Genomic DNA, 25,612 nt, shown 5'->3' with positions numbered 1-25,612 from the left:
TATGATAATATCGATAAGTGGAAAAAGCCTTTTGTATGGTTTTTAATCCTCTTTCCATATCTCATTTTCTCACTTATGCTTTATGTTAGCTTAAGTCTTTAAACTATATAAATTTACAATTAAACGATATCAAACAAGCCCCTTCCAAAATTTGGCCGGGGCTTATTTTTTACTTATTGTAACTATATTCGCTTACTAATCTCTATAAATTAAGTATCACGAGTCTATTAAAAATAAAGATAATAAAAAATAATGCACAAAAAGTTAACACTCCAGCAAATAAATTTATAAATGTATTTGTTCTGTGTTTTAGAATTTTGAATAAAAGCTCATAAATTCCAATACCAATTGCACCTCCAAGTGTATTGGCCAGTATATCAGTAATGTCACTTCTTCCAATCGCTAAAACAAATTGTGTCGTCTCAAATGCCAGAGTTATACCGAAAATTGAAAGAAGTTTTTTACTAAAAGACCACTTACTTTTAAAAATGCAAATATAGATACCTAATGGCACAAAAATCCTAATATTGTTATACACCTCTGAAAAGACAAAATCATTAAGTGGAATCATATTAATTACTCGCACTCTGTCTATTTGATCAAAAGAAAAATGTAACTTAAATAGGACTAACCAATTAAGTGCTAATAAATAGATTATGAATAATACGAATGTCAATTTTTTATTTCCCAATAGTTTTTCCTCCGATTCTTGCCACAACACCCTGAAACAATGCTTTTTCACTTCGGCTATATCTAAAACTCAATGTACGTCTAGTTGTAATCAATACACTCTCATTTCTTCTTCGGATGTTCCCAACAAGCGGTATTTTCATATATGATAGGAAAAACTATTTAAAAAAAGAGTAGGGTAAATCTTAAATTTTTCTTAAGTCCATTAATTGAAACAAATATCAAAACATATACATCAATAAGCTTTACCAAACATAGAGAGTGCTAAAGGCGAGCGTAAAAAGTATATCATGCCTTTTCGCATTATAAAAAATGACTGCATAAGCAGCCATATGGTGTTAAACTAACATTTTTTTAACTAATTAATATCCTCTATGTTCCCTATCAATTTAAGTATATTTAAAATTTGCTCCTGATCTTCTTGTGATATATTTTTTAACGTTTCCTCAGCTGCAAGACTCATTGAGGCTCTTGCTTGATTTATATCATTAATGGCATGATCAGCCACCTTTAATAAGGTTGCACGTCGATCCACTGGGTCAGGCATTCTTATTAAATACTTTTCTTTTTCCAATGCATCTACAAATTGAGTGACAGTCCTTGGTTGAATGCCTAATTTTAACGCTATATCACTCATTCTTATTTCTCCGGCTTCTAATACAGTAACTAGTAATCTTAGTCTAGGTCCAGTTAATACAACTGGTGTTTCATATTTACTTAAATTATTCTCAAACAAACGATGTAACTGGTGTGTTGTTTTAAACAATGTTTCTAATACTTCACCTGATTTATTTTTGCGCATCATTATTAAACTCCTTGACGATTCGTTTTTTTACTGAGTATACTCAATAATAATTAGTGAGCATACTCATTATTTTATTAAGTTTCTTTATTTACTGAGTTTACACAATTTATATATACTTTGTAAAAAATTTAAGTATAAGGAGTAAATCATGAAACCTAAATTAATGAAGACTATACAAGTCTATGAATATGGTGATATTGATGTTTTAAAATACGAAGAAGTGATTGTGCCAGTTCCTAATGAAAAAGAAGTATTAGTTCGAGTTTATGCTTCTGCAGTACTTCCCATTGAGTGGAAGATTAGAAAGGGATTATTTAAATCCTTTTTTCCAGTCAGTTTCCCATATACTCCAGGTTCTTCATTTTCGGGTGAAGTCATTGCTGTAGGCGAATCAGTAAAAGAATATGAAATTGGTCAATTTGTTTTTGGTAGAAGCACTAAAGGTACTTACACGGAATATTTAACGATTTCTGAGAAAGAATTAATTCCATTACCGAATGGACTATCTTTCGAAGATGCTGTGACAATCTCAGGAGGAGCTGCAACTGCTTGGAATGCATTAATAACTGAGGGACATATAAAAAGTGGTCAGAAAGTATTAATCCATGGCGCTGCTGGCGGAGTAGGACAATACGCTATTCAAATTGCTAAACAGATCGGTGCCGAAGTAATTGGAACTGCCTCTACAAAAAATATAGAATTTGTAAAAAACTTAGGTGCAAATCAAGTAATTGATTATACAAAAACTCAGTTTGAAAATGAACTAAATGAAGTGGACTTTGTTTTTGATACTGTCGGCGGAAAAACATTAGAACGATCATGGTCCGTTGTTAAGCCTGGTGGGAAAATTGTATCGATCGTTGAAATTCCAAATGCAAAAAAGGCAGAGCAATTAGGTGTTCAAGCAATTAAACCATCACAACTACCTTCGAAAGAGGTGTTTTCTAAAATAGCTAATTTAATCGCTCAAAAGAAATATAAATCAACAATATTTAAAAGGTTTTCTTTACATGAAGCCAGAGAGGCACACAAATTAAGTGAAACAGGTCATGGTACAGGTAGAATCATTCTTAAAATGAATGATACTTACAAACAATAATAGAAAGAACCTCAGATTTATTAGTATTAACTTATACAATCTAATTAAGTTTTTTATTTAGCGACTTTTAAGTCAGCTGGTGACAAATTATCTAAGTACAATTAATTACTGAGCATGTGTCATAGATTACTTGATAATCCATGACACAGACTATACTTTCTTATTGATATCGATTTCCTAAATATCTTTTCCTGTACGACTTGCTTTGATCTGGAATATCAATGAAACCTTGTGCGCCCCAAACTTTATGCTCTGTTATTTTATCAATACTGCCACTTAGCTCCACCGTTTCTTCCATTTCAATATCATCATCTTTCGGAATGTCCATATCCATCGTTAAATCATCCTTTCCTTATTAACCAAAGCCTTTCGATACGCATTCTAAATTAATGTGATCGACATTATAGTTTTCTTCCAATGATTATTCTTATTCCACAAGACTGCCATTTCTTTTAATGAGAAATCATAAAGAAAGGAACATATTGCAATTATGAAAAATACGTTCCTTTTTGCTTTTAAATGTCGATTAAATGAATTGCTTATTATTCATATGAATTCAAGTGTTACTAAGTACATTCATCTAATAAAGTGCATAGTATATTTTTAGTAAGATTTGAAGGGATTGAAATGAATGTATTATAGAGCTAATTTATATCCATATCAAAATCCTTATTTATACTATTCTAATGCACCCTATAACTATTACAGACAGCCTGTCTACTTTACTACTCCTAGTAGGTTTGAATATGCAAACAGAGTCTTAATAAGAGATTATGGTACAGAACCGTTTGTCATTAATATTCATGACGCTACTACGCAAAACAATACGTATCGAACTGCATTATGGACAGGAAAACATTTGCAAGTTACTTTAATGAGTATTAATGTTGGTGAAGATATTGGTTTAGAAATTCATCCTAACGTTGACCAATTCTTACGGATTGAACAGGGGCAAGGTATAGTTCAAATGGGAAAAAATAAAGAAAAATTAAACTTCCAAAGAAACATTACTCATGATACGGCAATAATGGTCCCTGCAGGAACTTGGCACAATGTAATAAATACCGGTAATATACCATTAAAACTTTACTCAATTTATGCGCCACCTAATCATCCATTTGGTACCGTCCATGTAACAAAAGCAGATGCGGCAACTGAAAGGAATATTTACGGTCATACTAACCCAATTTTTTGACAAAACTCCAGACGTTTGGATAAAGTAAAAAATTTTGGTAAACGAAGGGTTAAAGGAAGTTGAAAGAGGAATAATTGCTTTACACATCTTCAATAATTTATTTTAATAGGAGTACTTGTAGGGAAGGTGCACGCTCTTGAAACAGAATATAATACCGTGGAAGAATGGAAAAGACTGATTCAAAAATTAAATGAATCAGTCACTTTTTCTTTCTTATTCTAAGTTCTGTTTAATATGCAAAATCACGCTTCTATCCAACCTCACCACTATACTTCGTTTCTTCCTCAGGGAAGATGAAGCCTAGTTCATGGTGTTCTCCTTCGTATACTGCACATTGTGTAATACGGATTTCTGCGTTGAAGTCGATTACTTCAACCTTGCAGTATGCTCGGTTGATTTGGAGTGCATTGTAGAATTCATCAACGGTGGATACGCTTTGCCCGTTTACTTTTGTTATGCTTTCGCCAACATGTATGTCCATTTTATCCGCTACTGAGTTTGGTAAAATGCCTAATACAATTAGACCAACAGCTTTTGATGTAAAGTATGATGGTGTATTGAAGTCTCTATTTTTATGAATATAGGAAATAGCTTCACGTCCAACAATTGCTAATGCAACTGTGACGAATGCGACAAATCCAACAAAGTAGCTTACAACTCCACCAATACAAATTAATAATGATAGTGTAACAATTTGTTTGCCAACCAGTTTAATTGATTCTTTTGGAACCATTCCTTTAATTAGTTGGTAGAAACCAATTCCAAAAGGTACACATAAAATTGAATAACCACTATCTCCTAATGATAGGATTGGCCACCATGCAAAATCACTCATTATTGTTCCATTTGGAATCAGTAAAAATAATGGTACGATCCAAAGTTTATTCGCTTCATGCGCACCAACTCTTTTACCACGTTTACTTTCTACAAATAAGGGTGATGTATAATTCGCAGCATTCCTTTGTACTAAAACACCTTCAGCTAACAATAACAAGCTTAATAAAATTGTAACTGCTGATAGCATTCCATTCATATCTTTTGGAACAACATTTTCTAATATTGACAGTGATGATACGCCTTTATTTAGCAATGGAATAGCAATCAGTGCTAGTCCAATTGTATATGCAGGCGACATCCAACGAAATTGTAAAGTTATTGTACATATAATTGTTATGGTACTAATTAAGGTAACCATCTCAAATGGAATACTGATACCCACAAGTAATGAAACGACTGATAATATTGCACCTAAAGATAACCCATACAATAAAGATGTCTTCCATTCAAACGAAACATTAAAAATACGTGTAGAAAAATGTTTTCGTTCTCTTTTCACACGTAAATACCCGCTAAATAATGCAGCGATAAAAAACAAATAAACAAATGGATGTAAAAATAATTTAGCAAAACCAATTAGTAATTCCGATATTACATTTGACCACATAACTTTCACCACCTTTTATAAGATTTAATAGATTCATATATATTTATGTTATCGGTTTATATCATTTTTTTCAAAGGGGAATATATAATATACAACTAAAAAAGCACACTTTCCCCTAAAGTGTACTTTTCGACAAACATCTTCCATTCTCCTGCCTAGTATGTAGCATAGTAGCTATTTCCCGGGAATTATGTCAAAAGAGGACGAAATTCATCGTCCTCTTTCACAAAATCCTTATTCAGATACTAATTTTAAAGCTTCCTCTAATTGAGTGTCGTTCTTCTCATCACGTATTTTTTCAATTAAAGATGCTTCTAATTTTTCAGAAGTTAGTTGATCAAGTTTACCATTTACAGTAATACCAACTGCTTTTTGATATTTTTTAATTGCAGCTTCTGTGTCTTCACTAAAATATCCATCTTCACGTCCAGGATCATACCCTAATCCTTTTAGCATAATTTGAGCTGATTTAATATTTTCGTTATTGTCGTCATATTTAAATGTCTTCGTTTTATCAATTGGTGTTACATAGAAATAATCAGGTTGTTTTATTTTTATATCTGGCTTAATTCCTTTTTTATGAATCCAAGTACCATCTGGTGTTAACCATTTAAACTGCGTTAACTTAATGTTACTACCATCTTTAAAGTCAAGTGTCGACTGTACTGTACCTTTACCAAATGATTTTTCACCAATTAGTTGATAATCTCCAGCTTCACTTAATGCTGCTGCTAGGATTTCTGCTGCTGATGCACTTCCTTTATCTATTAATACATTAATAGGATAAGGTTTCGCTTTGTTTAATTTTGTATAATACTTCTCACGTTGACCTTCTCTATTTTCAACTTGTAAATATGGTTCATTTTTAACAACTAATTCTTCTAGTACACCTTCGACAGCTTGTAAGTAGCCACCAGGATTACCACGCACATCTATTGTTAAGCCTTCGATATTTTGAGACTCTAGTTTATCTAATTCCTTTTTAAATTCATCAGCAGTCTTTTCATTAAATGAGGTGATATGAATATATCCAATTTTTTCGTTATTTACATTCTTAACTGACCCAAAAACTGTGTACATTGGAATATCATCACGCTTAATGTTAAATGTGATCGGATCTGCAACACCTGGTCGTTTAATCTCTAGTGTTACATTTGTTCCTTTTTTACCACGAATTTTTAATACAGCATCATATTGTGATAACCCTTTAATACTTTTCCCATCAACTGTCAGGATTTCATCTTTTGGTTTAATGCCTGCTTTTTCAGCTGGAGAATTTTTAATAGGTGATACGATGATTAGTTTTTCTCCATCCTTCGATACTTCGGCTCCAATTCCTTCAAACGATGAACCTAATGATTCATGGAATTGCTGCGCAGTTTTCCCATCCATATAAGACGAGAATGGATCATCTAATGTCGTCACCATTCCTTGAATTGCACCTTCAGTTAATTTATCAGGATCAATTTTTTTCACATATTGATTTGCAATAATCTCGTAAGCTTTTTGTATTTTCGCAATATTTTCGTCCTCAGACGCTTTTATTTCTTTGCTTTGTGTTAAGTTTGAAACAATTGAACTTGTACTATTATTAAATGCTAATGAGCCCACTCCAATTCCAACAACAAATGTTGCTGATGCAAGTAGTGCTGATGTTTTACGATTCATATAGAACCTCCTATCCGTTCATGCTTGAACGTATCAATCTACTATTTAGTGTATGTATTGAAAAAGCATCACACAGACGTGCGATGCCTTTTCTGTTCTATTATATGATAAGCCTGTATCACTTATGTTTGCAAGTAGAACACTAATTAATAAAATTTTATTAAAAGGTTTTAATTATTTTGTCGTAAGGTGTTGTAAATATGGAGATAAATCCAAACCTAACTCATTTGCAAGTCTTTCACCTAATTGTACATTCGCACGGTAGAAGTTGCATACTGCACGAAGCTTAATCTTTTCATCAACAGACGCAATATCTGCACTAATGTTTTTAATGACAGAATCTTGCTCTTCTTTACTATATCTATTCCAAACTTCTCCTGCTTGCCCAAAGTCGTTTGTTTTTTCGATTTTCTTACGAGCTGACACACCAACAAGTGGTTGATCAACTTCTACATAAGCTGGATCTTCTTTAGGAGTATCTGAATAGCTGTTTGGCTCAAAATTAATTGGATGCGTTTGTTGGCCAAATGGCATATGTCCATCACGTTGATTGTTCGCTACTTTTGCAAATGGGCAGTTAATTGGTAACTGTTGATAATTTGCTCCAATACGGTATCTTTGTGTATCAGAATAAGAGAATAATCTTCCTTGTAATAATTTATCTTCAGATGGTAGCATACCAGGAACTAATACGCCTGGATTGAAACCAACAGATTCTGTTTCAGCAAAAACATTTTCAGGGTTACGATTTAAGATCATTGTTCCTACTAATTGACGTGGAATCACATCTTCAAACCAATCCTTTGTAGGATCTAGTGGGTCAAAATCAAAATCATCCATATCAGCTGGATTCAGGACTTGCACATATAAATCCCATTCTGGGTAATCTCCATTTTCGATTGAATCAAATAAATCACGACTAGCATGGTTAAAATCATTCGCTTGAATTTCACTTGCTTCTTCCATTGAAAGATTCTTAACACCTTGCTTAGGAACCCAACGAAGTTTTACATATACTGTGTTTCCGTATTCATTAACCCATTTAAATGAATGAACACTTGAACCTCTCATTTGACGGTAGTTTGCTGGAATTCCTTCGTCAGAGAATAAATGTACTAACATATTTGTTGTTTCTGGCGTTAAAGACCAGAAATCCCAGTAACGATTACCTGTTTGAAGGTTTGTTCTTGGATCTGGTTTTAATGCATGAACCATATCAGGGAATTTCATAGCATCACGAATAAAGAATACAGGTAAGTTATTACCAACGAAATCGTAATTTCCATCTTCAGTATAGAATTTCACTGCAAATCCACGTGGATCACGTAATGTTTCAGGAGAATGCATACCATGGACTACTGTTGAGAAACGTGCAAATACTGGTGTTTCTGTTCCAGCATCCTGTAAGAATTTTGCTTTCGTATATTTCTTCATACTATTTTTTGTAATAAACACACCATGTGCACCTGCCCCGCGTGCATGAACTACACGCTCAGGTACTCTCTCGCGGTCGAAATGAGCTAACTTTTCAATCAGTTGATAATCTTCTAAAAGAGTTGGACCTCTTCGTCCTGCAGTTAACGAATTTTGGTTATCTCCAATTGGTACACCTTGATTTGTTGTTAAGCGATTATTTGTCATATTTTGTCTCCTTAATTAGAATTATTATTATTTAGTATTAATTATATGATAATGTAATTTAGAATGAAAATCAATATTAAACTATAATTATTATAAACTAGGAAAATTTTAGGAGTTTCCACCACCTCTTTACTATGTATCAACATTACTAAATGCTTATTTCTGCCTACAAGGAACCCTGTCTATTTATATCTATTTCATTGGTTTATTTTTTAGCATAAGAAATTAATGAGAACTTAAATGAACACAAAAAAACCTATCTCCGATGTTTTGGAGATAGGTTCATAGAATATATATTAGAAATTAATATATTTTTGTGGATCAACGGCATTTGATTTGCTAGCATTCCACTCACCTTTATGAAGTTCAAAGTGTAAATGCTGACCAAAAGAATGACCAGTGTTACCCATAAAACCAATTTTTGTACCTTTTGAGACAGATTGTCCAGTTGACACGTTAAAGCTATCTAAATGCGCATATACCGTTGTCCATACTTGTCCATCAATATTATGTGTAATAAATACGCAGTTACCATATGATGAAGAAGTATATGCTCTGATTACAACGCCATCACCCGCTGAAACAACAGGGACTGTTCCACTACCTGCTATATCAACTCCATCATGGAATCCTCCACCATCAAAAGATCTGTTACCAAATCCTGAAGAAATATAACCTGCAGCTGGTCTTGTAAAGTTTCCACTTGAAATAGGTGGCGTACTTCCCCCTCCAGAGTTCCCAGAGTTTCCTGAATTACCAGAACCACCATTTGATGGTTTATTGTCATTTTTCTCTTTTTCTCTTTCAACTTTTAATCTTGCTTCTTCTGCAGCTTTTCGTTTTGCTTCTTCTGCTGCTTTTTTCAGCGCAATTTGCTGGCTGGCTAATAACTCATCCTGCTCTTTTAAATTTAAAACATCTTCATGTGCTTCTTTTTCTTGTTCTTTTAGAGACGCCATTAAATTGTTTTGTTCATTGACTTGATTTGATAGCTGTTTATTTAAGCTTTCTAAATTCGCTAAATCTCGCTCTATTTTTGCTTGTTTGACTGTCATTTCATCTTTTTTACTGTTTACAATCTTTAAATCTAAGTTTTGCTGTTTAATAATATCTTCATCTGCTTCCATGATTACTTGTACAGCACTCATTCTTTGAATTAAATCTCCGAAACTATTAGATCCTAAAATAACATCGATGTAAGATAGCATTCCGCCAGACTTTTGAAGGGATCGCATTCTATCTTTTAATAATTCTTGTCGAGACTCAATGCGTTTCTCAATAAACTTTATTTCTTCCTTCAATTTGCTAATTTCTTTTTTACCACTCTCAACTGCATCCTGTGTTTGGTTAACTTGACGTTTTGTTTCTTTCATTTTTACGTCAAGCTGTTCAAGTTTTTTAACAACATTTGCTTGATCTTGTTGTAAATCATCAATCTTGTCTTTTGTTGCTTCTGACTTTTCTTTAACCTCACTACGTTTCTTTTCGATACTGTCAATTTGTGTTTGGTATTTACTCTCAGCAAAAGAAACGGATGGGATGGCCCCGATGATGAAAGTACTGCTTAACACCATAATCATTACTTTCGATTTTTTATTCTCTTTCATCTAAGATCCCTCCTTATGTATATAGAAAAGCTTTAGTACCTTAATCAACTCAGCTAGACGTTAAAAATAGACACTAAAGCTCATCATTTCATTACTCTATTAAAACAATAAAACTTTTCAATGCATTTATATTATTTACGTAAGAATTTTCGAATTGACATGACACTACCCCACATACCAATAACTGCGCCGATTCCAATTAGAATGGCAGCAATTTGATAAACAAATGGTGAGAATGGAAGTAATGTAAACATTGTTCCTGCTAATTTTGGCATTAACATATTATAAACAACATTATAGCCAGTTAAGATTAATGCGATTGGTAGTATCGCTCCCATAACGCCTAGTAATAATCCCTCTAAAAGGAATGGCCAACGAATAAAGTTATTAGTTGCACCTACTAATCTCATAATCTCAATTTCACGTCTTCTTGCCATAATTGTAATTTTGATTGTGTTTGAAATTAAGAACATTGCAGTGAACAGTAGACCAACAATTAGTACTAAACCAATATTTCGACCAACTGAAACTGCATTAAACAGTTTTTGAACTTGTTTTTTACCGTATATTACTTCATCGATATAATGGAAACCTTCAATTTTTTTCGCAACTGGTGCGATTTTATCAGGTGAATCTGTTTTTACAATATACGTATCATTTAATGGGTTTTCTTGTTCGAAAAGCTCAAACGCTTGTCCATCTTGACCCATACTCTTAATCAAATTATCTAATTCTTGATCTTTTGACGAGAATTTAACTGTCGTTACATGATCAATTTTTTTAATTTCATCTTTTAATGCTCTTTGTTGTTCTTTAGTAGCCGTTAAATCTACTAAAACACGTATTTCAACATCTTTTTCTAGTGTTGTACCAATATGGTTAACGTTTAAAATTACAGTTAAAAATACACCAACAAGCATTAGAGTAACCGCAACAGCACTAACAGATGCAAATGTCATCCAGCCATTACGTCTTAAATTTCGTAGTCCTTCACGAACATGTCTTCTCGCAGTTCTAGCTTTCATAACCGTACACTCCTCTCGCTTGGTCGCGTACAATTTTTCCGCCTTCAATTGCAATAACACGTCTCTTTAAGTTGTTCACTATATCCTTATTGTGTGTGGCCATTACAATAGTTGTGCCACGATCATTAATCTCTTTAAAAATATCCATGATCTCCCAAGTAGTTTCAGGGTCAAGGTTACCTGTAGGCTCATCGGCAATAACAACTTTTGGTTTATTAACGATTGAACGAGCGATCGAAACACGTTGTTGCTCACCACCAGATAGTTCTGTTGGTAAGAATCGAGCTTTATGCTTTAACTTTACAAGATCAAGTACTTCCATAACTCTCTTCTTTATTGTTTTCGGATTTTCTTCTATAACTTCAAGTGCGAATGCAATATTTTCATAAACAGTTAAAGTCGGTAATAATTTATAATCTTGGAAAACAACTCCTATATTTCTTCGTAATATAGGTACTTTGCTATCCTTCATTTGTGCTAAATCAATACCATTAATTAATATCGTTCCTTTTGATGGTTTTTCTTCACGATACATCATTTTAATGAAAGTCGATTTCCCAGCTCCACTAGGTCCAACGACATATACAAATTCACCTTGGCGAATTTTTACATTAATACCATTTACCGCAAGAACACCATTAGGATACGTCTTATAAACTTCTTTTAATTCAATCATGACATTCTCCTTATAGTAATTGTTCCTTATTATTTATAGATTGGATCGGATAAGATCGATTTTATTGATGTCTTAACTTCACTTTTCACGAGCTTTCATGCCTACTGAACCATAATCTCAAATCTGTTCTAATCTACATAATTCGATATTTTTCTGCTAAGCTCCTCTATTATACCACTTAAAAATTGTCACTACTGATAAATTTATGTTACATTTTGTTTAATAGTCAATATTTATTTCGACCTATTTCTAACCACTCTTTTAACAATAGTGGTATTTGTAATATAAATGAAAAAAACAGACCAATTCTAAGTAATTAGATAATTGGTCTGTTTTTTATTTATTTCTTAGTTGCTAACCATTTTGCAACACTTTTTGCATCATTTCCTTGAACTATACCATCAGGCATCTGTCCCCTGCCCTCATGAATGATGGTTTCAATTTCCTTTTCAGAGTACTTTGCACCAACCGTCTTTAATGATGGTCCAATTCCACCTTCAAGTTGTCCACCGTGACAGCTTGAGCAGTTTTGTTTGAAAAGTTTCTCTCCAGCACTTGCTGATACAGGCTCACCCGAGTCCTTATTTCCAGCATTATTATTTGAACCACAAGCTGCTACTGTTAACAGCATTCCACCAGTGACAAAAGCAAGCAATAGCTTTTTCACAAAAATCGCCCCTTTAATAAACCCAATAAAGTCTTATACTTTTAGTGTACTACTGATAGGATGTCACAACTTTTCCTTTTTATGTCAAATTTGTGAAACCTTCGCCAAGTACTTCAGTTGCATCGACTACAGTTATAAAGGCATTTCTATCAATTGATTGTACAATATCTCGTAATGTTATAAATTCTGATTGGTCTAAAACACACATTAATACAGGGCGGTTTTCATTCGTGTAACCACCAACCCCACTTAATTTTGTTACACCTCTATCTAATTCATGTACGATAGCATTTGTAACTAGTTCTTCTTCCGAAGTAATAATTAATGTCATTTTCGATCTAGCAAGACCGATTTGTACTAAGTCGATTGTTTTACTCGTTACAAACAATGCGATTAATGCGTACATACCACTTTCTAAATCAAATACGATTGCGGCTGTTAATACGATTAATCCATCGATAAACGCTACACAAATACCAAGTGATAATCCTGAATATTTATGAACAATCTGAGCTGCTAAGTCTGTACCACCCGTTGATGCTTTTCCACGGAATACAATCCCTAGACCTAATCCAATACAAAGACCTCCAAAAATTGCTGCTAGTAATGGATTATCTGTAGCAGGGCTTAAATCTTCCGTTAAAAGCACGACAAGTGGTAAGAAAATTGTACCTGCTAATGTTTTTATGCCAAATTGGCGACCTAATAATACAACACCTGCAATAAATAATGGAATATTAAAAGCCCATTGTACAATTGCTGGTTTAAATCCAAGTGTACTTTTTAGAATTGTTGAAATACCACTTACTCCACCTGAAGCGATATTATTTGGTAATAAAAAGACGCTAAATGCTACGGCAATAATTGCTGAACCTAATAAAACTAAAAGATAATCGATAACCGTCTTCCCCCACCCTACGTATAAAGTGGTTCCATACTTTACTTTCCTCAATGTAATCCCCCAAACTTTCTCTAGTTGATAATTTTAAATTTTGTAACCTTTTATAAGGTCTATATCTCTATTTTTTATTAATCAAAAAGACTAAAAGCGATCTAACTTAATGAATGAAAATTTACTTTTTAATTTTTGTTTAAAAAATATAATTGCAATAATATTTAAATAATCCCCAATATAGCTAGTTGCTATCTCCCGAGAGAGAAAACATCATAAAGAGAACATCTTCAATAAGAAGATGTTTACTTTGAAGACTTCAGTTAAACCTCAATAAAATGGCTGTTAAGAACGCAAACTTTCCCCTGTATTCTTAACAGCCAATTTTTTTAGTCATATCAGAATTTCTACAAGACTTATCTATTTATATTAAATTTTTGAACGTAAGTAAGCATCGATAAATGGATCAAGTCCACCATCCATTACTGCTTGTACATTACCTACTTCAGCACTTGTTCGATGATCTTTAACCATTGAATATGGGTGGAATACGTATGAACGTATTTGGCTACCCCAACCAATTTCTTTTTGCTCACCACGAATTTCATCTAGTTGAGCTTGTTGCTCATCTAATTTACGTTGATATAACTTAGCTTTCAACATTTTCATCGCTGCTTCACGGTTTTTAATCTGTGAACGCTCAGATTGACATGTAACAACAGTGTTCGTTGGTGTATGAGTAATACGAACTGCTGAATCAGTCGTATTAATATGCTGACCACCCGCTCCACTTGCACGATACGTATCAATTTTCAAGTCTTCTGTACGAACTTCAATTTCAATTTCTTCATTGAATTCAGGCATAACTTCACATGACACGAATGAAGTATGGCGGCGACCAGAAGAGTCAAATGGAGAGATACGCACTAAACGATGAACACCTTTTTCCGCTTTTAAATAACCATAAGCATTGTGACCTTTGATCGCTAAAGTAACACTTTTAATTCCAGCTTCATCACCTGGTAAGTAATCTAAAGTTTCCACTTTGAAGCCACGTTTTTCAGCCCATCTAGTATACATACGTAATAACATTGAGCCCCAATCTTGTGACTCAGTACCACCTGCACCTGGGTGAAGTTCTAATATTGCATTATTTTTATCATAAGGTTCACTTAATAATAATTGAAGTTCAAAATCATTTAGTTTAACCGTTAATACTTTTACTTCAGAAACTAACTCTTCAAAAAGTTCGTCATCGTTTTCTTCTTTCACTAACTCATATGTTAATTCAAGATTTTCATAGCCGTCATTTAAATCATTGAATTCATTAATGACTTCTTTTAATCCACTTACTTCACTAATTACGACTTGAGCTGCTTTTTGGTCATCCCAGAATGTCGGTTCTGACATAAATGCCTCAAGCTCGTCTAATCTACCTTGCTTTGTTTCTACGTCAAAGAGACCCCCTAAATGCTTGAAGGCGTTTCGCCATCTTTTCTAATTCTTGCTTTACTTCTACTAATTCCATTACTTACACCTCAATTAAAATTTTATGAACAATAAAAAGCAGGTAAAGACAAGTAATTAGGAAGTCACTGATTCCCTAATAACTACTTGCCCTTGCCCCTTTTTCATACAGTTTCTATACTATTAGATTCCTTTTCCGTGGCAGTTTTTATACTTCTTACCTGAACCACAAGGACAATCGTCATTTCGGCCAATTTCTTCGCCTTTTACAACTGGTTTTTTCTTAACTTCACCTTCATCAGTTCCTACATGAATTGCTTCACCTTGAACTGCTTCACGTTCAACATCTGCTTCAATTTCAGCCTTCATAATAATACGAGAAACTTCTTCTTCAATAGAAGCAATCATTTCTTCAAACATTGCGAAGCCTTCCATTTGATATTCGCGAAGAGGATCAATTTGTGCATATGCACGTAAATGAATACCTTCACGCAGTTGATCCATTGCATCAATATGAGCCATCCACTTGCTATCAACAGTACGTAATAAGACAACTTTTTCAAACTCACGCATTTGTTCAACTGGTAAAAGTTCTTGTTTTTCATCGTAACGTTCAAATACTGCCTTTTGAATTAGTTCAACCATTTCATCCGGCTCGATTAAACGTAATTGTTCAACACTAATTTCATCTTCATTTAGTAATGTAGCTTCTACGAAGTCTACAATACCCTCTAAGTTCCACTCTTCTTGAAGTTGTTCATTTGGTGTATGGGCTGAAACGACACGATTAATCGTTCCTTCGATCATGCTCTTCACTATTGGTTGTAAATCATCTGAATCGATTACTTCAGAACGTTGAGCATAAATTACTTCACGTTGCTGACGTAATACATCATCATATTGTAATAATTGTTTACGAGCATCAAAGTTATTACCCTCAACTCGTTTTTGTGCAGATTCTACTGCACGAGAAACCATTTTACTTTCAATTGGTTGAGAATCATCTAAACCTAAACGGTCCATCATAATTGATAAATTATCTGAGCCAAATCGGCGCATTAATTCATCTTCCATAGAAAGATAGAAAGTTGTAACCCCTGGATCTCCTTGACGACCAGAACGTCCACGTAACTGATTATCAATACGACGGCTTTCATGGCGTTCAGTACCAATTACTGCTAATCCACCAAGTTCACGAACACCTTCACCTAATTTAATATCCGTACCACGACCAGCCATGTTCGTCGCAATTGTAACAGCACCTTTATGACCTGCTAATGCGATAATATCTGCTTCACGCTCATGGTTTTTTGCATTTAATACTTCATGCTTAATCCCTTTACGCTTTAATAACTGAGAAATTAATTCAGAAGTTTCAATCGCAACAGTACCAACAAGAACTGGTTGGCCAGCTTTGTGACGCTCTGCAATCTCTTCAGCTACAGCATTAAATTTACCAGTCATAGATTTATAAACTAAATCCGGCTTATCATTACGAGCAATCGGACGGTTTGTCGGAATAACTAGTACGTTCATATTGTAAATATTGCGGAACTCTTCTTCTTCTGTTTTCGCAGTACCAGTCATACCAGATAACTTTTTGTACATACGGAAATAGTTTTGGAAAGTAATCGTAGCAAGAGTCATACTTTCATTCTGAATTTTTAAACCTTCTTTTGCTTCAATTGCTTGGTGAAGACCTTCACTGTATCGACGACCTTTCATTAATCGTCCAGTAAATTGGTCAACGATTACAATTTCACCGTCTTGAACAACATAATCAACATCATTTGTCATCGTAACGTGTGCACGTAGCGCTTGATTAATATGATGGTTTAAGTTTACATTTTTTAAATCGAATAGGTTTTCAACGCCAAACGAACGCTCAGCACGAGAAATACCTTCTTCAGTTAATAATACAGATTTCGTTTTTACATCATACGTAAAATCTTGATCCTTTTGAAGCATCCCAACAAAAGCATTCGCTGCGATATAAGCTTGAGCTGATTGTTTTGCTTGTCCAGAAATAATTAAAGGAGTACGTGCTTCATCGATTAAGATTGAGTCAACCTCATCAATAATTGCATAGTTTAAAGGACGTTGAACTCGTTGCTCAGCGTAAACAACCATGTTATCACGTAAGTAGTCAAAACCTAGTTCATTGTTTGTACTGTACGTAATGTCACATGCATATGCTTCACGTTTTTCATCTGACTCCATACTATTTAAATTTAAGCCTACAGATAGACCTAAAAATTCATATAATTGACCCATTTCACGCGCATCACGGCTCGCTAAGTATTCATTTACTGTAACAACGTGAACACCTAAACCACTTAATGCATTTAAGTAAACTGGTAAAGTAGACGTTAATGTTTTACCTTCCCCAGTTTTCATTTCTGAGATATTACCTTCGTGTAATGAAATTCCACCTAATACCTGAACTGGATAAGGTGTCATACCAAGCACACGAGTTGCACCTTCACGAACTACCGCAAAAGCTTCAACCAGAATATCATCAAGCGTTTCACCTTTTTGAACACGTGCTTTAAACTCTTCTGTTTTTGCTCTTAATTCATCATCTGATAACTTTGCATACTGATCCTGTAATGCTACTACTTGATCAACCTGCTTTTGCATTTTATTTAATTGTCGTTGATTAAGGTCAAACACCTTTTTTAACATTCCAAGCATTCGTAACGCTCCTCTATTTTAAAGTCATAAACAAATGTCTTAATTGATTAGATTTAGATACTATTTCTAATTTTATCATTAAATGAAGACAAGTGACAACCTTATGGACACAATGTACCATTAGAATTGTTTAATTCTTTCGAAAATAATCGTTTTTATTAGTATTTTCGCCTAATTATGATGAGAAACTCTGTTAAAAAAGGGGGTTATTTCCACTTCAAGATGCTCGCTTTCCGTGGGGCATGCGCTGAGCCTACTCGACGCCTTCGCGTCTGAGGGGTCTCACCTGTCCCGCTACTCTCACAGGAGTCGAGCACCTTCCGTTCCAATCAACTTCTTAATAAGTCGTTAGTTTACTTATAGAAACCCTCTTTATAAACAACAATCTTCTAGATAAAAATAATAATTAAAATTTATCCAATAAACATATCAAATCTTTAAACAAAAAAGGACTAAGCAAGAAAATTCTGCTTAGTCCTTTTCACTCTATTATTCTATTATTTAGCTTCAATCAATCCATAACGACCATCTTTTCTTGAATACACGATGTTCGTTTTGTTCGTTTCACCATTTAAGAATACGAAGAAGTTATGACCTAACATATTCATTTGTAATACTGCTTCCTCTGCATCCATTGGTTTTAAATCAAATTGTTTCGTACGAACCAATTCAATTTCATGTTCTTGATCCTCAACTGCAACTGCAGCTTCAGAAGATGTCGCAAACATATATTTTAAAGATCCTTTTTCACGAAGTTTGCGGTTTACTTTTGTTTTATGCTTTCTAATTTGACGATCTAGCTTATCAATGACTAGATCAACAGCTGCATAAAGATCAGCATGTTCTTCTTCTGCACGTAATAACATATACGTACCTGGAATAGTGACTTCAATTCTTTGCTTGTCGTGGAATACCTTTGCGTTTACTCGAGCTGTTAGATCCTCATTAAAGTGACGATCAAAACGTGATAATTTCTTTTCTACGTATTCACGAATTGCTGGAGTAATTTCAATATTTTCGCCTCGGATGTTTAGCATCATATGGGTTTCCTCCTTCATCAAGCTCCAAAAATGAAAGCTGTCTATACTTATATTCTACACTAGATTGATATATTCCTTCAAAGAATATTTGTCCAATATCAGAACTTTTTTATCTTTACAAGAGATTATATTTAAAGATTTCGTTAAAGATTCACTGTATTTTTTTCCAATTAGTAAATATAGAAGAAACTTATCCAAACTGTCCAATAACTTCAAGGGACTAGGCACAGGAAACAAGATAAAAACAAACAAAGACTTACTCAATTGAGTAAGCCTTTGTGTTCCGAATCTATATAAGCAAATATTTACTTATTAACGGATATTAGATTTTAGTTACGTTAGCAGCTTGAGGTCCACGGTTACCTTCAACGATTTCGAAGCTAACTGCTTGGCCTTCTTCTAAAGATTTGTAACCATCAGCATTGATCGCTGAGAAATGCACGAATACATCGTCTCCATCTTCGCGCTCGATAAATCCAAAACCTTTTTCTGCATTAAACCATTTTACTTTACCTTGCATTCAAATCCATTCCCTTCAGTCGAAAACTTGTGAATCTTCTCCACAATTCAACTATACATCAAAAAAGTGGGGCAAGTCAAAAATGTCTTGTCGCCTTTTTTTCCGACAATTCGACAAATTCTAAATTCAAGATAAAAGGGTTAAGGGGATGAGGGTTGAAACAAGTAATTTCCGACCTTATATTTCCCTTAACCCTTTATTTGACAAGCATTTTACACTTTAAATCGATAAGGTACTGTCGTTACAATTACACTTCGTTTGTGCAGTAAATATGCACGAAGTAATAAACTAGATTGATTATGCAAAACATTATGCCAGTTTTTCTTTGTAATAAATTGTGGAATTAAAACTGTGATTTCAAACCCATTTTCATGTGCTTTTGTTTCCATTTGATCAATTACTTTTAATAACGGTCTAGTAATTTCTCGATACTCAGAATGAACAACAATTAGCTTTACATTTGGATTCCAAGCTTCCCATTTATCTCTCATTTGCTGTTCACTTTCTTTATCAAATGAAATATAAACTGCGTAAACCTCATCTGCAATACCCTGTGCATACTGCATCGTACGCTCTACAACTTTTGTAATACCAGCAACTGGTACAATCATGATATTCCCTTTAATTTTATCAGGAATATCATTATTTAATCTAAGCTGATCTCCCACTGCCTCATAATGACTTCTAATTCTCAAGAATAGATACACGATGATTGGTAAGAAAATAAGAATTGACCAAACTTGACTGAATTTAGTTGTTAAGAAAATAATTGAAACTAATGCAGAAATTAATGCACCAATTAAATTTGTGATTAATTTTGGGAACCAATTTGCCGGTTTTTCTCTTAACCATTTAATAACCATACCTGTTTGAGAAAGCGTAAATGGTATAAATACACCGACTGCATATAATGGAATCAATTGCTCTGTTTTCCCTTGGAAAGCAATGATTAAAAGAATTGATGCAACACCAAGTGTGATTATTCCATTTGAATAACCTAAACGGTCTCCACGAAGTAAATACATTCTTGGCATAAACTTATCACTTGCTAAGTTGTAAGCAAGTAATGGGAATGCTGAGAAACCTGTATTTGCTGCTAAAACAAGAATTAAAGCTGTTGTTCCTTGAATGAAGTAGTAAATAATATTACGGCCAAAAATTTCTGATCCTAGTTGAGACATAACTGTTTCTTCTGCATTCGGCGTGATGCTATACCAATAAGCTAAGAACATAATACCTGAAAATAGAACCGCTAGTATTAGACCCATCATCGTTAATGTTTTTGCTGCATTACGTTCAGATGGTTCTTTAAAGTTTGGAATGGCATTCGAAATCGCTTCTACCCCTGTTAACGCTGAACAACCCGACGAGAATGCTTTTAATAGTAAAAATAATGCAATCCCACCAGGAATAGGTCCACTTGATGCATGAGTTACTTGTGGTCCATGACCAGTTATGACATTAAAGAGTCCCACAACTATGATAATGACAAGTGCAACCACGAATAAATAAACTGGATACGCTAAAATAGATGCTGATTCAGTCAATCCACGTAAATTTAGAATCGTAATAAAAATAACAAGTAAAACTGATATAAACACTGTATGACTATGTAAGATTGGGATTGCTGACGTGATCGCATCCGTTCCAGCAGACACACTAACTGCTACAGTCAAAATATAATCGACAAGTAATGAACCACCAGCAACTAAACCTGGAATAACACCGAGATTTTGCTTAGATACTACATAAGCTCCACCACCATGTGGATAGCTATAAATAATCTGGCGATAAGACAAAATTAAAGCTAACAATAAAATAAGTACGCCAATACCGATTGGAATTGAATACCAATATGCGACAGCACCAACAGTTGCTAGCACAATTAATATTTGCTCTGGTCCATAAGCAACAGAAGATAATGCATCTGACGATAAAATTGCCAATGCCTTTGTGTTCGAGAGCTTTTGCTCCCCTAACTCTGTTGTCTTAAGTGGCTTACCGATTAAGTATCGTTTTAAGATCGATAACATAAGTACACCTCTACATAATAAGTATGAAACTAAACCATTTGAGTTTATCACAAAAATGGCAAAAATTGTGTTAAATTCATGAAAATAATACCAATATTTATTACACTTTACGTAAATTAATTACTATTAAGTTACCTCTATTCTTAAATAAAATACTACAAAACAAAAAAGTATCCCGTTCCCACGGGATACTTTGATTTTTATTCCGTTTTATCGAAAAAAGCTGAAAGATTATTTAATGATTTATACGGATTAATATACTGGGTGTGTACCTTTTTTTGTTCTTTTAATCCTGAAAGATCTTTCTTAATATCAGATAAAATGATATTCATTGAATGATTAATTCGAACATTTAAATCAACAATCTTCTTCATCAATTGTCGTTCATTCTCATCTTTAGGTGGCTGCACACTCGGTAGCAACCCATCTCTTTCATCTAATAAAGAAAAGATTTTTTCTATGATTTCATCACGTTTTTCCTGAGACGGAACTTCTGATGTTAGTTCTGCAAGCTGTGTAGTAACCGAAAAAAGTGTTTGGTTCACATCCATTATGCTTGTCCGCCATTAGCAAACGTTTTTTGGCGATTGATTTGAATAACTTCTTTCCATGTATCACGGAATTCTGTCACGAATCCTTCCACTTCTTCAAGAATTGAAACATCATTTTTAATATTCGCTTGAATCAATTGACGATTCAAATAATCATAAAGCTGCATTAAATTTTGGGAAACTTCTTGTTCCATATCTAAAGTGACCATTAATTCACGAATGATATCTTGTGCTTTTATGATATTCTTATTTCGTTCTGCAAAGTTCTTTTGTGCAATTGCACCTTTCGCTAAGTGAATAAATTTAAGACAACCATTATATAACATCAACGTTAATTCACCTGGAGATGCTGTGTTTACTGAGTTTTGTTGGTATTGTTCATAAGGGTTTTTCATTGCCATTTTTTTGTCCACCTCAACGATTATTGTCCACCAAAGGATTGCATTAATTGTGCACTTTGAGCATTTGCTCTTTGCACTGCACTTTCCATTGCATTAAATTGACGATAATAACGATCTTCTATTTTTATTAATCGATCTTCAAAATTTCCTATACGTTTATTTAAGTCTAGTAAATTTTTACCTAAAGTAAATTGATTGGAAGTATTATATGACTTTCCTGCTTTTTTTGTAATATCATCAACTGCATTTTTCAATGTATTTTTTAATCGAACAGCTAACCCTTGATCACTAGTAACCTTTGGATCAGTTCCAGGTTGTATAAATAAATTTGCAACTTTATTTGGATCGTCTTGAATCGATTGTTTTAACTTTGCTTCGTTGATAATTAGTTTTCCGCCATTTAGGTAGTCATCACTTGTAGTTATTCCAATACTGCTTAACAATTTAGTAGCTGAACCTGAAACCGGATTCCCTAAATTTGATCGCATTTTATTTAAAACATCACGTAAAACGCTATCTCCTCGAAGTAATCCACTTTGGGCCTTATCTTCCCATTGTTTAATTTGATCATCTTTCATTGATTCTTTTTGTTCGTCTGTTAAAGGCTGAAAGTCGCGATAACGTTTTTGAGTTACTTTATTACTAATATTAGCAATTAATTCATTGTATGAGTCAACGAACGATTTTACACTTTCAAACACTTTATTAGCATCAGTAGTAGTTGAAATAGTAACTGGGGTTGCTGAAGTTTGTTTTAAAGTATAAGTAACATCGCCAACTGTGAAAGTGTTTGATTTACGTGTTGTTGTAAGACCATTGATTTTAAAACTCGCATCGGAACCATTTGATGAAGGTATTAGGTTATTGGAACCGTCAGCAGAAAATCCTATTGCTTGCATAAAGCTCTTAGTTCCCGCCCCTGTACCAGACTCATTGATTTTAATACCCGCTCCTGAACCTGTTGCTTTATTTGTAATAACCATTTTTTGTGTTGCAGAATCATAAAATGCTGATACTCCAACACTAGAATTGTTAATTTTCTTAATAACATCATTAAGTGAGTCCGTCGAACCATCAATATCAATCGATACTGTTGAGCTTACCCCATCGGGTGATGTTACATCAAATTGCAATTTTTGTGTACCGGATAGCTGGTAGCCACCATTAAATGTAATTGTATTTAATTTTGCAGTAGGATCAATTGATCCTCCACCACTATTTAAAACTGCATTTGATGTCCATCTTACACTTGTTGCTAATGAAGTAATTTCATCGATTGAATTTACTACATTACTAGTTGTATTAGTCGAAGTTGCAGTTACTACACTTTCATTCGAACTAGATACTGACTTAGCATTAAAAGTTGAAACTAAACCTACACCATCAGTAACTTGTTTTCGGAAATTTTCCATCAGCAAATTTAAATCGCGATATTGTTGTGTTTGCCATTCATTTATTTGCTTTTGGGCTTTTAATTTATTTAACGGTAGTTTTTCAGCATCCATTAATTTTTTGACTGTAGCATCAATATCAAGTGCGCCAGAAAAACCTGTTATACGGTTTACCATAAAATATCACCCTTAAATTTTTTTATCAAACATTAAACCTATAAATTCTTTCATCGCTGCATAAAAGTCTAATAGTTTTTTTGAAGGAATTTCTTTAACAACTTCTTTTGTATCTTTATCTACTAAAACCGCATAATAACTATGAGTTTTATCATGTAATTTAAATTCTAAGGATGTTTGTGATGGTTCTAATAACTTGTTCATTCCATCAATAACTTTTTCTAAATCTTTTTTTGAAACTTTAAAATCTCCATTCTCATTAACAGAGACTTTTTCACCATAATCTTTAACTTCTTGGCCTTGTTGTTGTACAGGGATGTTTGGGACATTCTTAGCCAAAGTCGAAGTAGATATATTGTTTATCATTCGACTTCCTCCCTTTAAATAATTAATCCTCTTCTATTAATATATCGGTAAAAAAAATAAAAAGTGTAGATGGAAATTAACTAAGTGAAGTTCCTATTTACTTTTAATTATTTTATTAGCTACTTATTTAAATCACTTTTTATATTTAATAATATTAAATTAAAGTTAAATTTAATGAATTTAATACAATTTATTCAAATTCATTTAGTAATCTCCGAAATAAATCAAGATAGTAAGTTAAGAATCTATTAATGTAATTAACTAAATATTTTTTTTATTTTAATTCAAAAATTTTCTTTTAACCGGAGGATAAAACATGACTTCTACACAACTAGTTCCGAGTCATTATAAGAAATTCTCATGTATTGGAAGTGATTGTGAGAATCACTGTTGCCAAGGATGGGTAGTATCTATTGATAAAAAAACATATAAAAAATACCAAAATTCTAATGACCCTGCCTTGGCAAAAAATTTAAAGAGGTATAAGGGTAATGATAAAGGTATGCCTTATGCAACTATAAAGATGAAAGAATGTGGAACTTGCCCATTTTTAACAGAGAATGGACTATGTTATATTCATGCAAAATATGGTGAAGAAATGCTTAGTTCAGTTTGTTCCGTTTTTCCACGTGTAAAAAACATATATAACGATGTGTTGGAACAATCACTCTACCTTTCGTGTCCTGAAGCCGCTAGAATTGCTTTATTAGATCCAAATCCTATGGAATTCGATATTGAAACATCAGATCGTGTTATCTTAAATTCAATCTCAAAGAAGACTAATGACATTAGTCATTTGAGTAATTTGTCACCACATTTCTTTCAGTTGCGTTCATTTGCAATTGAACTAATGCAAGAGCGTACATGGGATTTAAAAACTAGATTATTATTATTAGGATTTTGGATTCAAAGATTAGAAAAATTAGAGAATATAACTTTATCCGATTCTGACCTAAAAGAAGAGTGGGCTAGTTTCATTACCACTTACTCAGCTCATATAAAATCTGGTACTATAGATACTTTATTAGATGGTACAAAAGGAAATGAATCTCGATTTGTAGGTTTTATTCAAGCTTATTTCTCAACTAGAAACGATATTGAGAATATTTATAAAGAATATAAGCTATTAGTATCAAATTTATTAAATAATTTCGAATGGCTTAACGGTCAAATTAGTGATTGGACATCCAGTTATACAACCATAAAGCATAAATCCGATAAACTAATTAATTCCAAAGAATATATACTTGAAAATTTCCTAGTAAACGAAATTTTCAAAGATTGGTTCCCATTTGGAAAAAATACTATGTGGGACCATTATTTATCTTTAATTTTCCATTATACAATCATAAAAGTTCACTTTATGAGTATTATTAGTGAAACTAGCTCACTAGAAGATGAAGACATAATAAATGCAGTATACCTCTATGTTCGATCATCATTACACAGAAAGTCTTATGTAAACAGTATTTTAGAATATGCTAAGGACAATCAAATGAACGATTTAGCATCCGTAGTCATTTTATTAAATTGCTAATTTTTAAAATTTAATCAATAAATAAA

At 33.3% G+C, this 25,612-nt stretch carries 23 protein-coding genes; 3 read left to right on the top strand and 20 right to left on the bottom strand.

The annotated features are described in order from the left end of the window. Positions 1-202 precede the first annotated feature (202 nt). A complete protein-coding gene (locus ABID96_RS01650; protein ID WP_192603436.1) occupies positions 203-691 on the bottom strand; it encodes a VanZ family protein in 489 nt (162 codons plus the stop codon). 357 nt (positions 692-1,048) lie between these two features. Further along, entirely contained in the window at positions 1,049-1,495 is a 447-nt protein-coding gene (locus ABID96_RS01645) for a MarR family winged helix-turn-helix transcriptional regulator (RefSeq protein WP_192603437.1), read from the bottom strand. Between the two features lie 148 nt (positions 1,496-1,643). Between ABID96_RS01645 and ABID96_RS01640 the strand changes: the two genes are divergently transcribed. Next, positions 1,644-2,594, top strand: coding sequence for an NADP-dependent oxidoreductase (locus tag ABID96_RS01640; protein ID WP_192603438.1), 951 nt, complete (start codon positions 1,644-1,646; stop codon positions 2,592-2,594). 160 nt (positions 2,595-2,754) lie between these two features. On the opposite strand, the gene ABID96_RS01635 is transcribed toward ABID96_RS01640, so the two are convergent. After that, positions 2,755-2,928, bottom strand: coding sequence for a hypothetical protein (locus tag ABID96_RS01635; protein WP_192603439.1), 174 nt, complete (start codon positions 2,926-2,928; stop codon positions 2,755-2,757). Between the two features lie 297 nt (positions 2,929-3,225). Here ABID96_RS01635 and ABID96_RS01630 point away from each other — a divergent pair, with 297 nt between their 5' ends. Continuing rightward, positions 3,226-3,789, top strand: coding sequence for a cupin domain-containing protein (locus ABID96_RS01630; RefSeq protein ID WP_192603440.1), 564 nt, complete (start codon positions 3,226-3,228; stop codon positions 3,787-3,789). Positions 3,790-4,039: 250 nt separating this feature from the next. Here ABID96_RS01630 and ABID96_RS01625 read toward each other — a convergent pair whose 3' ends face one another. From ABID96_RS01625 to flaG, 17 genes are all read right to left on the bottom strand, one after another. Then, on the bottom strand, positions 4,040-5,233 hold the full coding sequence (locus tag ABID96_RS01625) for a PDZ domain-containing protein (protein WP_192603441.1): 1,194 nt from the start codon (positions 5,231-5,233) through the stop codon (positions 4,040-4,042). A gap of 234 nt (positions 5,234-5,467) precedes the next feature. Further along, complete coding sequence (locus ABID96_RS01620; protein WP_192603442.1) at positions 5,468-6,901, bottom strand: S41 family peptidase; 1,434 nt, start codon at positions 6,899-6,901, stop codon at positions 5,468-5,470. Between the two features lie 174 nt (positions 6,902-7,075). Then, positions 7,076-8,542, bottom strand: coding sequence for a catalase (locus tag ABID96_RS01615; protein WP_192603443.1), 1,467 nt, complete (start codon positions 8,540-8,542; stop codon positions 7,076-7,078). 296 nt (positions 8,543-8,838) lie between these two features. Further along, positions 8,839-10,149 (bottom strand): murein hydrolase activator EnvC family protein, encoded by a 1,311-nt coding sequence (locus tag ABID96_RS01610; protein ID WP_192603444.1) that lies wholly within the window; start codon positions 10,147-10,149, stop codon positions 8,839-8,841. Between the two features lie 131 nt (positions 10,150-10,280). After that, positions 10,281-11,174: a permease-like cell division protein FtsX gene (gene ftsX, locus ABID96_RS01605; protein ID WP_192603445.1), complete on the bottom strand. Its 894-nt coding sequence runs from the start codon at positions 11,172-11,174 to the stop codon at positions 10,281-10,283. Beyond that, complete coding sequence (ftsE, locus tag ABID96_RS01600; protein WP_192603446.1) at positions 11,164-11,850, bottom strand: cell division ATP-binding protein FtsE; 687 nt, start codon at positions 11,848-11,850, stop codon at positions 11,164-11,166. Before ftsE ends, ftsX begins: the two co-directional genes overlap by 11 nt. A gap of 340 nt (positions 11,851-12,190) precedes the next feature. Beyond that, complete coding sequence (cccB, locus tag ABID96_RS01595) at positions 12,191-12,517, bottom strand: cytochrome c551 (RefSeq protein WP_377896556.1); 327 nt, start codon at positions 12,515-12,517, stop codon at positions 12,191-12,193. 79 nt (positions 12,518-12,596) lie between these two features. Beyond that, positions 12,597-13,469, bottom strand: coding sequence for a YitT family protein (locus ABID96_RS01590; RefSeq protein WP_192603447.1), 873 nt, complete (start codon positions 13,467-13,469; stop codon positions 12,597-12,599). A gap of 369 nt (positions 13,470-13,838) precedes the next feature. Then, a protein-coding gene (prfB, locus tag ABID96_RS01585; RefSeq protein WP_188483378.1) for a peptide chain release factor 2 occupies positions 13,839-14,937 on the bottom strand; the annotation gives its coding sequence in 2 pieces (ribosomal slippage) (positions 13,839-14,864 and positions 14,866-14,937; 1,098 coding nt in all). A 122-nt stretch (positions 14,938-15,059) separates the two neighbouring features. Further along, positions 15,060-17,570, bottom strand: coding sequence for a preprotein translocase subunit SecA (gene secA, locus ABID96_RS01580; RefSeq protein ID WP_192603448.1), 2,511 nt, complete (start codon positions 17,568-17,570; stop codon positions 15,060-15,062). A 497-nt stretch (positions 17,571-18,067) separates the two neighbouring features. After that, complete coding sequence (hpf, locus tag ABID96_RS01575; RefSeq protein ID WP_088001103.1) at positions 18,068-18,610, bottom strand: ribosome hibernation-promoting factor, HPF/YfiA family; 543 nt, start codon at positions 18,608-18,610, stop codon at positions 18,068-18,070. Positions 18,611-18,932: 322 nt separating this feature from the next. Then, entirely contained in the window at positions 18,933-19,130 is a 198-nt protein-coding gene (cspD, locus tag ABID96_RS01570; protein WP_088001105.1) for a cold-shock protein CspD, read from the bottom strand. 212 nt (positions 19,131-19,342) lie between these two features. Further along, positions 19,343-21,163 (bottom strand): APC family permease, encoded by a 1,821-nt coding sequence (locus ABID96_RS01565; protein WP_192603449.1) that lies wholly within the window; start codon positions 21,161-21,163, stop codon positions 19,343-19,345. 200 nt (positions 21,164-21,363) lie between these two features. Then, the gene (fliT, locus tag ABID96_RS01560) at positions 21,364-21,714 is read right to left on the bottom strand and encodes a flagellar protein FliT (protein WP_192603450.1); all 351 of its coding nucleotides are present in this window, start codon (positions 21,712-21,714) and stop codon (positions 21,364-21,366) included. After that, positions 21,714-22,115 carry a flagellar export chaperone FliS gene (fliS, locus tag ABID96_RS01555; RefSeq protein ID WP_192603451.1) on the bottom strand — a complete coding sequence of 134 codons (402 nt, stop codon included), beginning with the start codon at positions 22,113-22,115 and terminating at the stop codon, positions 21,714-21,716. Before fliS ends, fliT begins: the two co-directional genes overlap by 1 nt. A gap of 20 nt (positions 22,116-22,135) precedes the next feature. Beyond that, a complete protein-coding gene (locus ABID96_RS01550; RefSeq protein WP_192603452.1) occupies positions 22,136-23,683 on the bottom strand; it encodes a flagellar hook-associated protein 2 in 1,548 nt (515 codons plus the stop codon). 12 nt (positions 23,684-23,695) lie between these two features. After that, positions 23,696-24,049, bottom strand: a complete 354-nt coding sequence (gene flaG / locus ABID96_RS01545; protein WP_192603453.1) for a flagellar protein FlaG — start codon at positions 24,047-24,049, stop codon at positions 23,696-23,698. A gap of 316 nt (positions 24,050-24,365) precedes the next feature. Between flaG and fliB the strand changes: the two genes are divergently transcribed. Further along, entirely contained in the window at positions 24,366-25,586 is a 1,221-nt protein-coding gene (gene fliB / locus ABID96_RS01540; protein ID WP_192603454.1) for a flagellin lysine-N-methylase, read from the top strand. Positions 25,587-25,612 lie beyond the last annotated feature (26 nt).

The organism is Gottfriedia sp. OAE603 (assembly GCF_040543965.1).
Taxonomy (GTDB): Bacteria; Bacillota; Bacilli; order Bacillales; family Bacillaceae_G; genus Gottfriedia; species Gottfriedia solisilvae.
This window is presented reverse-complemented; position numbering and strand designations above follow the sequence as displayed.